Source organism: Achromobacter animicus (assembly GCF_040775605.1).
Classification (GTDB): domain Bacteria; phylum Pseudomonadota; class Gammaproteobacteria; order Burkholderiales; family Burkholderiaceae_B; genus Achromobacter; species Achromobacter animicus.
Window position 1 is genome coordinate 6,135,449 of record NZ_JAYGJK010000001.1, and the last position, 13,400, is coordinate 6,148,848.

12 protein-coding genes are annotated in these 13,400 nt (G+C 60.9%); 2 read left to right on the plus strand and 10 right to left on the minus strand.

Going from position 1 to position 13,400, the window contains the following annotated elements; all coding sequences use genetic code 11:
- Positions 1 to 1,016 precede the first annotated feature (1,016 nt).
- Positions 1,017 to 1,223 carry a cold-shock protein gene (locus AB3147_RS28125; protein ID WP_056566091.1) on the minus strand — a complete coding sequence of 69 codons (207 nt, stop codon included), beginning with the start codon at positions 1,221 to 1,223 and terminating at the stop codon, positions 1,017 to 1,019.
- Between the two features lie 233 nt (positions 1,224 to 1,456).
- Positions 1,457 to 2,482, minus strand: a complete 1,026-nt coding sequence (locus tag AB3147_RS28130; protein ID WP_367353607.1) for an AbrB family transcriptional regulator — start codon at positions 2,480 to 2,482, stop codon at positions 1,457 to 1,459.
- A gap of 111 nt (positions 2,483 to 2,593) precedes the next feature.
- On the opposite strand from AB3147_RS28130, the gene AB3147_RS28135 reads away from it, so the two are divergent.
- Entirely contained in the window at positions 2,594 to 3,760 is a 1,167-nt protein-coding gene (locus AB3147_RS28135) for a pyridoxal phosphate-dependent aminotransferase (RefSeq protein ID WP_175124809.1), read from the plus strand.
- Positions 3,761 to 3,914: 154 nt separating this feature from the next.
- Here AB3147_RS28135 and AB3147_RS28140 read toward each other — a convergent pair whose 3' ends face one another.
- The 5 genes from AB3147_RS28140 to AB3147_RS28160 form a co-directional block, all read right to left on the minus strand.
- Positions 3,915 to 5,441, minus strand: a complete 1,527-nt coding sequence (locus AB3147_RS28140) for a tripartite tricarboxylate transporter permease (protein ID WP_343738072.1) — start codon at positions 5,439 to 5,441, stop codon at positions 3,915 to 3,917.
- The gene (locus AB3147_RS28145; protein ID WP_175124811.1) at positions 5,438 to 5,875 is read right to left on the minus strand and encodes a tripartite tricarboxylate transporter TctB family protein; all 438 of its coding nucleotides are present in this window, start codon (positions 5,873 to 5,875) and stop codon (positions 5,438 to 5,440) included. Before AB3147_RS28145 ends, AB3147_RS28140 begins: the two co-directional genes overlap by 4 nt.
- 114 nt (positions 5,876 to 5,989) lie before the next feature.
- Positions 5,990 to 6,955, minus strand: coding sequence for a Bug family tripartite tricarboxylate transporter substrate binding protein (locus AB3147_RS28150; protein ID WP_239215877.1), 966 nt, complete (start codon positions 6,953 to 6,955; stop codon positions 5,990 to 5,992).
- 151 nt (positions 6,956 to 7,106) lie between these two features.
- A complete protein-coding gene (locus tag AB3147_RS28155; RefSeq protein ID WP_438861015.1) occupies positions 7,107 to 8,591 on the minus strand; it encodes a sensor histidine kinase N-terminal domain-containing protein in 1,485 nt (494 codons plus the stop codon).
- On the minus strand, positions 8,581 to 9,258 hold the full coding sequence (locus tag AB3147_RS28160) for a response regulator (protein WP_056566075.1): 678 nt from the start codon (positions 9,256 to 9,258) through the stop codon (positions 8,581 to 8,583). The genes AB3147_RS28155 and AB3147_RS28160 overlap by 11 nt, the downstream gene beginning before the upstream one ends.
- A 534-nt stretch (positions 9,259 to 9,792) precedes the next feature.
- Between AB3147_RS28160 and AB3147_RS28165 the strand changes: the two genes are divergently transcribed.
- The gene (locus AB3147_RS28165) at positions 9,793 to 11,127 is read left to right on the plus strand and encodes a ClcB-like voltage-gated chloride channel protein (RefSeq protein WP_367353491.1); all 1,335 of its coding nucleotides are present in this window, start codon (positions 9,793 to 9,795) and stop codon (positions 11,125 to 11,127) included.
- Positions 11,128 to 11,182: 55 nt separating this feature from the next.
- On the opposite strand, the gene AB3147_RS28170 is transcribed toward AB3147_RS28165, so the two are convergent.
- From AB3147_RS28170 to AB3147_RS28180, 3 genes are all read right to left on the minus strand, one after another.
- Entirely contained in the window at positions 11,183 to 11,656 is a 474-nt protein-coding gene (locus tag AB3147_RS28170; protein WP_367353492.1) for a GNAT family N-acetyltransferase, read from the minus strand.
- A gap of 16 nt (positions 11,657 to 11,672) precedes the next feature.
- Entirely contained in the window at positions 11,673 to 12,452 is a 780-nt protein-coding gene (locus AB3147_RS28175) for a DUF6708 domain-containing protein (RefSeq protein WP_367353493.1), read from the minus strand.
- Between the two features lie 221 nt (positions 12,453 to 12,673).
- Complete coding sequence (locus tag AB3147_RS28180) at positions 12,674 to 13,396, minus strand: DUF6708 domain-containing protein (protein WP_343738593.1); 723 nt, start codon at positions 13,394 to 13,396, stop codon at positions 12,674 to 12,676.
- Positions 13,397 to 13,400: the final 4 nt, after the last annotated feature.

The window sequence follows — 13,400 nt, forward strand, 5'->3', positions numbered from 1 at the left end:
CTGAGGCCACTGCGGAAGCGGAGTTCAATAACCGCTGAACTCTTCCACGAGTGCACGGTCAAATCGCGCGGCCTGAACATCGGGGCGATTTATTCACAAAATTATCCCCACCCCAATATTGAATGATCGGTTCGCGGCCATCGGGCATGGTCACTGACCCGAAGCTAATCTTGCTCGCACTCCCGCTGCGCCGCCATCATCCATATGGGCGAGGCGCCTATGGCTTCATGTGAAACCTGTGGACAGGTCGCAAGGAGAATTCCGACGCGAAAACTAGATTGCCCAGCGCAGCGCGCAACCCCCCAACCGGTCAACCCGAGCCGCCGAATCATCCGCAATTCCTGTTCCCGCGACCTCACCCTTTCGGCGATATCCCCATTTCTATCCACAGGCGCAGACCGTCAATTTGGATAGTGAGTGGCGTAATTCTGTGCATAACCGGCATGGGGATATCTTTGTGAACAACAAACGCCAAACCACGAATTTACGCACGATGACCGACGCCAAAGTCGCATGTCAGACGCTCGGATTCGGGTAAACAAACCTCGCGAACACCCGGACAAAAGACGAGTTTCCCTATGAAAACGTTGATTAAACGGCTTCTAAGCACGCCTGACACAAGCAGGGAATCTATTCACGGGGAGCAAAAAGACATCGCCTGCATTAATGCAGAAATCTGTGCAAAACCCCGTTCACTGAAGCGCGATTGCTTCATAACTGATCACCCGCGAGCTCATGTCCGGAAATAATTATCCACAGAGTTATCCAGTGCTCGAGGATATGTTAGTGAACACTAACAGTGTGAAGATACACGCCAGGGTCGAGGGCTGCAGGGCACGTCGCGACGCGAGCGGTTCAGCGTTATTGAGCAGATAGAAACGAGCGCTGCAGAGCTGCAGCAAAATCACTTCACGAACCGAAATGGCTGCCCAAATGAAACAACGCCCCAGACCGGAAGGTCTTGGGGCGTTGTAGCCAGGCCTAGCCTGGCTGACGGGAAATTGGGATTTCCCGATTTAGAGCGGGCGAATTTCGGCCGCTTGAGGTCCTTTCGGACCATCTTTAACTTCGTATTCGACTTCCTGGCCTTCGTTCAGGCTGCGATAGCCGCGACCCTGGATGGCGGAAAAGTGTGCGAACACATCGGTGCCGCCCACGTCCGGCGTGATGAAACCGAAACCCTTGTCAGCGTTGAACCACTTGACTTTGCCCTTCTGAGCCATTTTCTCTAGCGTCCTGTAATTAAATCGAAATGCAATGAATCAAGGACGCCGTGCGAACTGAACGATCGGTGCAAAACCAGTGTTCCCGCTTGTCGCCAGAGCGGCAGAAACGAGTCTGCTCGCGCTTGAATCAACTGCGGAATCAGCATACTCATCCGGCATTACCGAGTCATATAGTTGTTTACCCCAATGTCGCTTTTTTTTCACTGAAACGGCAGTACCGCCAGGCGGAATTAGCCATGCCGACGCGCCAAAATCGTATAAATGGGACCCGTCACGATCACCACAAAAACCATGCGCGTGACGTGAAACGCTGTCACCACCGGAACGCCCAGCTGCAGCACCTTGGCGGTGATCGCCATCTCGGCAATACCGCCCGGCGTTGTGCCCAGAATCAAGGTGGGAATGGGCGCAGCAGACCACAGCGACAGCAAGGCGCCCACGCCGAAGGCCAGCGCCAATGCCAGCACCGTAAAGCCCGCCACTGCCGCCATGAAACGCGGCGCTGCGCGGAAAAAGTCTGGCCGGTACCGATCGCCAAGTGACCAGCCGATAAGCAGTTGCCCTGCTTTCGGCACATAGTCCGGCAATGCGGAAAGCTCGATGCTGGACGCGGTCAGCACCATTGCGACGAGCATGGGCCCAAGCACCCAGGGATTGGGCAACCGCAGCTTCGTAAACGTGGCACCGCCCATAATGGTCAGGGCCACCAACCCGGCCAGGCCAAGCGCATGCACGTCGCGCGGTCCCGGCACGGTGGGATCCAGGCCAGCCACGCCCCACCACTGGAATATGAAGGGCACCGTCACCACCACCAGCAATACGCGCACGCTGTGCGCGGTGGCAACGCGATCGATCCGCGCGCCATGGCGTTCGGCCAGGTTGGCCATTTCACTTGCGCCGCCGATGGCCGATGAGAACCACGCCGTCTTGAAGTCCACATCCGTGAAACGCCGAAGAATGGCGGTGCCCAGAAATGCGAGCGCCAGCGCGAACAGCATCCCCACGACAATAGGGCCTGCGTTGCTGCCAATGTGTCCTATAACCTGTGGCGTGAAATACAGCCCCAGCGATGCGCCGATGACCCATTGGCCCGCATTGCGCGCCGGCCGCGGACACGCAGTGCGCATGCCGGCAATCCGCGTGGCCGCAGTCAACAGCAGCGCGCCCAACATCCATGGCAGCGGCAGGTGGGCCCACACCGCAAGCAACGCGCCGGCCAGCGCAATACCAAACCCGCCCAGCACTCGCACCCGCATGTTCTGAACCACAATCCGATCCGCGTTAGAAGCTCATGAAAAATGAATTATGAGTTAGTGGGATACTTACGAAAACTTTCCTCGGCTACCCGTGTTCACTTCGCGTCCAACATGATCCGCTCCAAACTCCCCGACGTCGGCACCACCATATTCACCGTGATGAGCCGCCTGGCCATCGAGCACAAGGCCATCAACCTGGGCCAGGGCTTTCCTGACTTCGATCCGGACCCAGCGCTGTGTGCGCTGGTCACCAAGGCGATGGCCGACGGCCACAACCAATATCCATACATGCCGGGCGTCGCGCCGCTACGCGAAGCCATCGCGGCCAAGACGCGCGAACTCTACGGCCATGCCTACGATCCCGAAACCGAAATCACGGTGACCAGTGGCGCCACCGAGGCGTTGATGGCCACGGTATTGGCGGCGGTAGGCAGCGGCGACGAAGTGGTGGTGATCGAGCCCTGCTATGACTCGTACCTGCCGGCGATTCGCCTGGCCGGCGGCACCGCCGTCCCCGTGCCGCTGCGCGCGCCCACCGAAGCCGATCCGTACTACCGCATCGACTGGCAGCGTGTGCGCGACGCCATCACGTCCAAGACCCGTCTGTTGATGCTGAACTTTCCGCACAACCCCACCGGCGCGGTGCTTGACGAGAGCGACCTGGACGCGCTTGAAGCGATCGTCCGCGATACGGGCGTGCTGCTGGTCTCGGACGAGGTCTACGAGCACATCGTGTTCGACGGCAAACCTCATGCCAGTGTGGCGCGCCGCCCGCTGCTTGCCGAACATGCGTTCGTGATCTCGTCGTTCGGCAAGACCTATCACACCACCGGATGGAAGATCGGCTATTGCTGCGCACCGCGCCAACTGAGCGCCGAGCTGCGCAAGGTGCACCAGTTCATGGTGTTCACGGTGCCGTCGCCGATGCAGTTTGCGCTGGCGGAATTCATGCGTGATCCCAAGCCTTACCTGGATCTGCCGGCGTTCTATCAGGCCAAGCGGGACCGCTTGTCGCAAGGCCTGGCGCAGACGCGATTCCGGCCGCTGCCCAGTCCCGGCACGTTCTTCCTGCTGGCTGACTACAGCCAGATCTCCAAACAGAACGAAGCCGACTTCGCGCGCGACCTGACCGTCAACCATGGCGTGACCGTGATTCCGGTGTCCGCGTTCTATCGCCAGCCCGACGCGCCTGAATCGAATCATCGGATCGTGCGCTTCTGCTTTGCCAAGAAGGACGCAACGCTGGACGCGGCGCTGGAGCGTCTGAAGCAGGTCTGACGGCTCAATATCTGAGTAAAAGCTCACATGTGAAAATGCGGTCGAATCGACCTCATTATGTTTAAAAAAAAGGGGCGCCAAAAGGCGCCCCTAAGCATTTGCCGGTCCCGCAATGCGTCAGCCCGCGCACCGGCCGGTGCGCGGACCCGCTTCATCAGACCGGCCCAGCGGCAACCTTTCTTGCGGCGCGCACACGGCGCAAAATCTGCGGCACGATCACCACTGCCGCCGCGCCCACCCACAGGGCGACCGACACGGGGCTTGCGAACAGCACGCCCACGTCGCCGTCCGTCATCGACAGCGCACGGCGCAGGTTCTGTTCCATCATGTTGCCCAGCACGACACCCAGCACCAGGGGCGCCATCGGCACACCGAACTTGCGCAGGAAGTAGCCCAGCGTGCCGATAGCCGCAACCAGCAGCAGATCGAAGGTGCCCGCGTTGATTGCATAGACGCCGATGTAGCTGATACACAGGATGCCCGGCACCATCAGCCAACCCGGCACGGACAGCACTTTGGAGAAGAACCGCACCAGCGGCACGTTCATCACGAAGAGCAGCACGTTTGCGACGAACAACGATGCGATCAGGCCCCACACCAATTCGGGCTTGGTATCGAACAGGACCGGTCCCGGCGTGATGTTGTAGAGCGTCAGCGCACCCATCATCACCGCGGTGGTGCCGGAACCGGGCACGCCCAGCGTCAGCATCGGAACGAAAGAACCGATCGCCGACGCCGTGGCGGCGGCTTCCGGCGCGACGAGTCCACGCATGTCGCCCTTGCCGAACTTGGCCTCGGGATCCTTGGCTTCGATGATGCGCTTTTCCTGCGAGTACGCGACCGCCGCGGCCACACTGGCACCTGCGCCGGGCAGCACCCCCACGCCGAAGCCTACGAACGCACTGCGCACCACGCTCCACCACGTATAAGCCATCTCCTTCAGGTTGAAGAGCTTGCGGCCGCTGGGCTTGACCTCGACGCTGTGGCCGGCCATCACCTTCTCAAGCATCTCCAGCATCTCGCTGACCGCGAACAACGCGATGACGACCACGACAAAATCGATGCCGTCGGCCAGATGCACGGACTCGAAGGTATAGCGGTAAACGCCCGAATTCGAATCCACGCCCACCACCGAAATGGACAGGCCGATCATCGCCGCCAGCACGCCCTTGACCGGCTGCTTGCCGAGCAGGCTGGTCAGGCAGCAGAACGCAAAGATCATGAGCACGAAGTATTCGGCGGGGCCAAATGCGAGCGCCCATTTCGCCAGCAGCGGCGCGAGCAGGATGATGCCCACCACCGACACGATGGCGCCAAAGAATGCGGACCATGCAGACAAGGACAACGCCACGTTGGCCAGGCCCTGCCGCGCCAGCGGATAGCCGTCCAGCGTCGTCATGATGGCACTCGCTTCGCCCGGCACGTTCAGCAGGATCGCGGTGATGCGGCCGCCGTACTCCGCGCCCACATATACCGCGGCAAGCAGGATCAGCGCCGTTTCGGGCGGAAGATTCATGGCGAAGGCGATGGGGATCAACATCGCCACGCCATTGACGGGCCCCAGCCCCGGCAACACGCCCACCATGGTTCCGATGAAGGAGCCGATGGCAGCCACCAGCAGGTTCGTCAGCGAAAACGCGACGCCAAAGCCTATCGACAGATGATCGAGAATGCCGCTCATATCAGGTTCTCCAACAGTCCGCCGGGCAGGACGACGTCCAGCACCTTATCGAACAGCACGAAAAAGAAAATGCTCATGACGACGCCGCCGATCGCGCACTTGAGCCAACTGCCGCCAAACAGGCGGCCCACGAAGATCGTCATGAGCGACGTGGCGACAATGAAGCCCAGCCACTGGAAGAGAAACGCATAGGCGGTCACGAACACCACCATCAGCGCGATGCGCCCGTTGGCGCCGGCAGGGTTGCGCTCGACAGCATGGCCGCCTTTGTAGACGAGCCACAGCCCGCACAGGCCGATGATCAGCGCCAGCAGCAGCGGGAAGGCGCGTGGCCCGACGGGTTCGTAGGCGAAAGGCGCCTCGATGCTCCAGCCGGCGGCCGTCATGAAGACGGCCAGCGCCAGGGCGGCAATGCCCAGAATTCGATCGTTCATGGTCCAGGTTCCGTTCAAATCCGATCGCGCGGCGCAGCGGGACCTGCCGCCGGCCTGAAATGGCGGCAGGTGTGCCCTGGCGGGCGCGTTCGGGGGTCGGGCCTTGCGGCCGGCTTACTTTTTGATCAGGCCGAAGGTGTCGGCCAGTTCGCCGTACTGCTTGACCTGGTTTTTGACGTAGGCGTCCAGTTCGGGGCCGGTCTTGTTGAAGGGGAACAGGCCCTGCTGCTGGCGCAGCTTCTCGAACTCGGGTGCGGCCGTCGTCTTGTTGAACGCGTCCACCCAGAACTGGTAGTCGGCGTCAGACACCTTGGGACCCACGTAGAAGCCACGGATGATCGGCCAGACGATGTCGTAGCCCTGTTCCTTGGCGGTGGGCACGGAACCCAGCTTGCCCGGCAGGCGCTGGTCGTTGAAGACCGCAAGCACGCGAATCGGGGCGCCGCCTTCCAGCATCGTGAATGCTTCGGCCGCATCGCCCATGTAGGCCTGGATATGGCCGCCGCGCAGCGCCGTTACGGCCTCGCCGCCGCCTTCGAAGGCGACAAAGCGCATCTTCTTGAAGTCCACGCCGGCCGCCTTGGCCGTCAGCGCTGCCTTCATCCAGTCCTGGCTGCCCACGGTGCCACCCGCGCCCAGCACGATCTTGGTCGGATCCTGCTTGAAGGCGTCCATCAGGCTCTTCAGGTCGGTGTACGGCGAGTCGTTGCGCACCACGGCCACGCCGTAATCGGTGCCGATCGCGGCCAGCCAGCGCACGTCGTTGACGTTGTACTTGCCGAACTTGCCCTGCGCCAGGTTGAGCAGCGAGCCGCCGGAGAACGCAACGATGGTGCCCGGCTCATTCGGATGCTGGGCCACGATGTTGTTGTATGCCACCGCGCCAATGCCGCCCGGCATGTAGACGATGCGCATGGCGCTCTTGAGCGCCCCACTCTGCTTCAGGCCTTCGGTGGCCAGGCGGCACGTCAGGTCGAATCCGCCACCAGGCTGCGCCGGCGCAATGCACTCCGGGCGGCGGGGTTCATCGGCCGCATGGGCCGCGCCGAGGGACAGGGTGATGGCGCCAAGCGCCGCCATGGCTGCGATGCGCAGCTTCAGGGTCGTCTGCATTCTTGCGTCTCCAGGATTTATAGGTCTAGGTATCGCTGGCAGCGGCGCTACGGCGAATGATCGCGTCCAGCGGCTCCAGTGGACGCAACCGTACAAAACCGAAGCTTTCCATAAGCTTTCAATTCCGGCCGATTTCGTGACGCGGCGCAGCATCGGGTCCCATTTGCAGGGTAAACACCAACGCCGCGCGCAGGCCCGGCTGCCCCACCCGGTTCTCAAGCACGAGCCGGGCGCCCAGGATTTCAGCGATGGTGCCAACGATCGCCAGGCCCAGGCCGGCCCCGGTGGTGTTCTTGCCTGCCGCGCCTCGCCGGAAGCGTACGCACGCCCGGGCGATGTCCTCGTCCGACATGCCCGGTCCGTCGTCTTCCACCAGTAGCCGGGCCTGGTCTGTGCCGGTCTCGATCCGGACGGTGACCACACCACCGGCGCACGCATAGCGGATGGCGTTGTCGACCAGGTTGCTGACCGCTTCCCGCAACAGCCACTCCGCCCCGCCGACGACAACGGGCCTGCAGTCCGCCTCCAGGCCGATGTCCAACTGCCGGCCTCGGGCATTGGGTAATTGGGTACGGATCACCCCGTCCGCGAGGTCCACCAGGTCCACTGATTCGGGCGCCAAACCGCCTTCGGCCAGAGAAGCGTCTTTAGCGCGCGCCAGCGCGAGCATCTGGTTGGTGGTGCGTACGGCCCTGTCCAACCCCTCTTGCATCGCCAGAAGGGCTGTACGGACCTCCTGGGGGTCTGTTTCGCGCAGGGCATAGGCGGTCTGGGTCCGCAAAACGGACAAGGGCGTGCGCAATTGGTGCGACGCGTCGTCCAGGAACTGCGCCTGCACCCTCCCCAAGGCCGCAAATCGGGCCATATGGAGGTTTACGGCCGCCACCAGGGGCAGGACCTCCCCCGGCATGTCGGACGCGCTGACGGGGCTTAAATCGTCTGCAGAGCGGCCTTTGACTTCCTGGCGCAGCCGCTCCAGGGGGCGCAGGGCCATGAAAACGCCCAGGATGATCACCAGGACGCTGATGAGGATCACGGCAAGGTCCCGCTCCACCGACCGCACCAAAACCTTGTGGAGGAACGCCTGACGGCTTTCCAGACCCTCCGCGACCTGCACGATCACCCGGCCGCCCTGGTTCGCATACAGCGGCGGATCCATGGGCCGGGCCAATGCCGCCACCCGGACGGGCTGGCCCTGGTAGGTCGCATAGAAAAATCGCGGCTCGCCCGACACCAGGGGCTGCTCCGGCAGGGGCAGCCCAGGATGGCCGATTTCGGCCAGCCCGTCTTCGGTTGCCACCCGGTAGAACACGCTGCCATTGGCCGTCAGCTCGAAAAATTCAAGCATCAGGTAGGGCTGCTCCATGGCTAATCCACCGCTGGCTGTGGATATGTTGTGGTCGATCGCGCGAAGCGCTCCGGCGAGAGACCGGTCGTAGGCATTGTCGACCTGGTTGCGCAGCTGGTGGTTGGACAGCCAGAGCGCACCCATCATCACGAAGACGAGGGTCGGAATCAGCCACCAGAGCAACTGCGTTTTCAGCGTTCGGGCGCGTTTTTTCGCCGAAAAATCAACGCTGTTTTGCGGACTTCTAGTTGTCAACAAGGTTCTCCAGGCAGTAGCCCATGCCGCGCATGGTCACGATCTGCACACCGGTTTCCGCCAATTTTTTGCGCAATCGGTGAACCAGGACCTCGATGGCTTCCAGGTTGATGTCGGCATCGTCCGTGAGGATGCGGTCCAGGATCTGCTGCTTGTTGATGGGTTCGCCGCTTTTCTGGATCAGCACCCGAAGGACCGCATGTTCACGTGGGGATAACTGCAAAGGCTGTCCATTGACCGTGAATTTCTGCGCGGAAGTTTCAAAAACCAGGTTTCCCAGTGCGAGGCGCGGATGTTCGCGCCCGCGGCTGCGGCGAATCAGCGCAATCAATCGCGCTTCCAACTCTTCCACAACAAAGGGTTTCGGCAGGAAATCGTCCGCTCCCTCGTGAAGTGTTCCGATTCTCTCGGCCAGTGAATCGCGCGCGGTCAAGACCAGCACCGGCGTACGGTCGTCCCGCGCGCGAATCTTCGCCAGCAAAGTATGGCCATCCATGCCGGGAAGTCCGAGATCCAGGATGACCGCATCGAAATCTTCGACGGCCAGCCTTCTTTCGGCGACCAGTCCGTCATCAGCCCATTCCACGACAAAGCCGGCATGTCTGGCCAGGCTTCTGGACAGCCAGCGGGCAAGTTCAGCTTCATCTTCGATCAAGAGGATACGCATGGACGCAGTCCGGGGGGCGGTGGATGGGCGGAATGGGAAAGCATGTTTGGCTTTTCCTTTTTTTTTCTTTATATAAAGACTAATGATTAATAAGGGCTGTGGATAACTACCTTAACCTTGAAAACCTCTTTCTTTTCATTGCCTTGCGTCCGTTTTTGCTTGTGCAAGAACTCTGTGTGGGAAAAAAGCTGAAGTTGGACAAGATTTTGGACCGCGTCCGAAACCCCTGCTTGTTCAACTTGCCTCCACAACATGTGCACAAGCGCGCTACTTAGGAGTTATCCACAGGGCGTTTCTGGCAACTGGGTCCCGAGAAGCGCCCTTTTACCCCGGAAAACCGCCCTTCGCCTACCCGGATTTTTGCCCTTGCAGCGCCCCAAAACGGGCCGCTACGCGGTGATCGGAATCGGGTATTCGAGGGGTGACCTGGGCGGTTTGTTGACGGTGTGCTGAACAAAAAGTGAGCAGGATCCGCCGTAGAATCCGGCCATTGATAGCGACTTGAAACTGCGCCGACCGGCCGGGGCCAGGCGGTTGAAACGCGGACTTTTGGCGGAAAATTTAGCCTTGACGTTGTGTGCGGCCGCGTTGATTGGCGCCCTGGGTGCGCTGGCAACGGTGGTGTTTCGCGAACTGCTTGGCTGGATGCAATTGTTGGTAGGGGGCGGCGAGGTTCCCCACGGCATGGTGTCGCTGGCGCGTGGGCTGGACCCCTGGCAGCGCTTTCTGATGCCGGCGGCCGGGGGCGCGATCGCCGGCCTGATCCTGCAGGCTGCCACCCGATGGCTGCCCCGGCGGGGGGCAGCCGACTATATAGAAGCCATCTCGATCGGCCGTGGCGTCATCGGCTTTCGCCAGACGGTCGCGCGCAGCCTGTCCTCGATTTTTTCGATCGGATCGGGCGCATCGATCGGCCGCGAGGGACCGATGGTGCAACTGGCGGCAATGTGTGCATCATTGACGGGCCGCTATCTGGTCTTGCCGCCCCGCCATCTCCGGCTGCTGGTGGCCTGCGGCGCGACGGCGGGCATCACCGCGGCGTACAACGCGCCGATTGCCGGCGCGGTGTTCATTTCAGAGATTGTGTACGGCGTGATTTCAACCGCGACGCTGGTGCCGCTGGCCGTCGCCTCCGTGGTCGCCAACATCGTGACGCGCCAGGTGCTGCACTACGACGCGGTCTTTCAGATGCCGCACTTCGAGTTCGTGTCGGGGTGGGAAGTGATCAATTACCTGGGACTTGGCCTGATTGCAGGTCTGGCCGCGCCCCAATTCCTGCGATTCCTGGATTTGTCCCGCGCGGCGTTTCGCCGGTTGCCGTTTCCGATCTGGGCGAGGATGGCGGTAGGCGGGCTGGTTGTCGGCGCGCTGTCCGTGATCGATCCCGCGGTGTGGGGCAACGGTTACAGCGTGGTCAACAGCATGTTGCATACGGATTGGGCGTGGCAGGCGGTGGCCGCCCTGCTGTTGCTCAAGACATTGGCTACGGCGGCCAGTGTCGGGTCCGGCGCTCTAGGCGGAGTCTTCACGCCGACCTTGTTCGTGGGGGCGGCGCTGGGCGCCTTGTACGGGACTGCGCTGCAGGGCCTGTTTCCGACCGGCAGTTTGTCGGCGGTGTCCAGTTATGCCGTCGTGGGAATGGGCGCGCTGCTGGCGGCCACCACGCATGCGCCGCTGATGTCGATCTTGATGATATTCGAGATGACGTTGAGCTATGAAGTCATGTTGCCGTTGATGCTGGCGTGCATGACGGGGTACGTCATTGCGCAGCGCATCCGGCCGGAGTCCGTCTATTCGAAATCGCTGGCGAAAAACAGGATCGCCGCGCATTTGATGGCCAGAAAAGGCAGCCCGATAAATTATGAGTAAAAGCTCATATTTTCGAATCGGCTCTTTGGATATTTGAGAGTTTTGCGAGAGCCCATTAATCAAGGGGCTTTTGCATGAAGACGCGCTTCAGTCCAATCTCCGTGGCGCGATGCGTTTCCACATAGCCGCGCCGCGTGTAGATGGCGATGTTCTCGCTCATCACTTCCTGGGTGTAAAGCCGGATGCGTGAAAAGCCGGCGCGGCGCGCGGCGTCTTCGGCCCACTGCAGCAGTGTCCGGCCGTGGCCCTTGCCTTGCGCGGTTGGCGATACGGCGATGTTGTCCAGCAACATGCAGCTGTCGTCGGGTTCTGGAATCAGCACGATGAGGCCTTCGATGCCGACTTTCGATTCCAGGACGTGAACCACGCCTTGCGCGACGCGTGCCGGATAGTCGTCCAGCATGGGACCGGGCGTGGCGCCGTTGCGTGCGATGTAAGGGGTGTACGCATCGCGGACGATGCGCTCGATGCGGGCGACATCAGCAGGCTTTGCGACGCGGATATGAAAAGGGGTGGCATTCGTATTCATGACGACGCGCCTCTGGTTATCTTCCCGACGCCAAAGCGGTAGATGCAATCTGACCGGTCGAATCTAGCACGGAGTCCATGTCCGGCGCCGTACGAGATTCAAGATCCATCTCCGCGGGCCATTGGACTCTGGGAGCCAGGCGCAAAGCGATGTTGTAGGGAGCGACGTCATTGGCATCACGAGGTTCGACACGATCTGGGTCGAGGCCATTAATGCCGTTTTGCATGTAGGCACACACGTATGCCCAGAAATTGGAGGTGTTCGCAGCGTCGGTGTTCAATTGGAAGCGTGCCACGACGTTGCTCGTGCCCGGGTCCACCACCCCGATGGAGACGCCTTCTTTGATGATGAGCCCGCCGCCAGGCGTCGCGCCACGGACTTTCCATTCTTCCGCGCGCAGATTTTCCCAGTCATAGCTGGCGGTGGTCACGTATGCGCGCTCGAAGGGATTCCACCATACAGAATGGAAGTCATAGATGTATACCTTGCGGCGTAGTCGATTGAATCGAAGCGGAAGACCGCGGGGCGGGGAGACGTCGGCCCGATAGATAACCCATACTGCCCAGACACAGATGGCAATTGACATCGCAAAAAGCAGAAGAATGCCGACTTCAAGCACGCCCACTCCCGCCGATGTCAGCGCGTGGATAGTATTTGCGACCAGGCCTGAATGCTCGAGGAAGGACCAAGGGATAAGCAGTGAAAGAACGAAGGGAACACCGCGAATACTCGACGTATTCCGAGCAAATTCAACATACGTCTCATCCATATGAGCCGGCGCCTGCCAGAGCAGCATGGGAGCCTCATCTGGAGGATCATTGGGGCCTGGCAGATCGCGTTGCCAGCCGCCGCAGGGCGGGCTCAGTTGAGGTCTTGCCATCAGAGTTCCTTTGTGATTTCGATGGCGGAGAAGCTTGAGTTCACCAACGATTGCATCGGGGCTGTGGAGCCGCAGTAGGCCGGCTGGCGATCGGTCCCTTCTAGGAATCAAATCCAGTCTTTGGGCCTCGACTGCGTTTATGGCGCCGTTCTTGATTCAAGGTCCATATCCGCGGGCCACTCGACTCTAGCGGCCAAGCGCAAGGCGATGTTGTACGGAGCGATGTCGTTGGCGTCACGCGGTTCGGCACGATCGGGGTCGAGGCCTTCGATGCCGTTCTGCATGTAGGCGCACACGTAGGCCCAAAAATTGGAGGTGTTCGCGGCGTCCGTATTCAAGTGGAAGCGTGTCACGACTGTGTTGGTACCCGGTTCCACCACCGCGATGGAGACGCCTTCCTTGATGATGAGTCCTCCGCCCGGAATCGCGCCGCGAACTTTCCACTTTTCCGCGCGCAGATCGTCCCAGTCATAACTTGCCTTGGTTACGTGCCCGCGATCGAATGGATTCCACCAGACTGAATGGAAGTCATAGACGTAAACCTTGCGGCGTAGACGATTGAAACGAAGCGGGAGATCCCGGGGCGGGGACACCTCGGAACGGTAGATAACATGAGCAGCCCAAGCGTTCAGGGAGAGTGTGCTCACGTGCAGTAGGAAAATGCTTGCAACTTCAAGCGTGACATCCTCAGACGCCGCGCTTATCGCATAAATATCCCATCCAGCGAATACCAAGAGCAGGAGGAACATCAATCCGAGCAGCAGTGAAAGGAAAAAGCAAACACCGCGCAAACTCGACGTGTTCCGAGCGAACTCGACATACGTTTCATCCATGTGCGTTGGCGCCTGCCAGAGCAGCACGGGG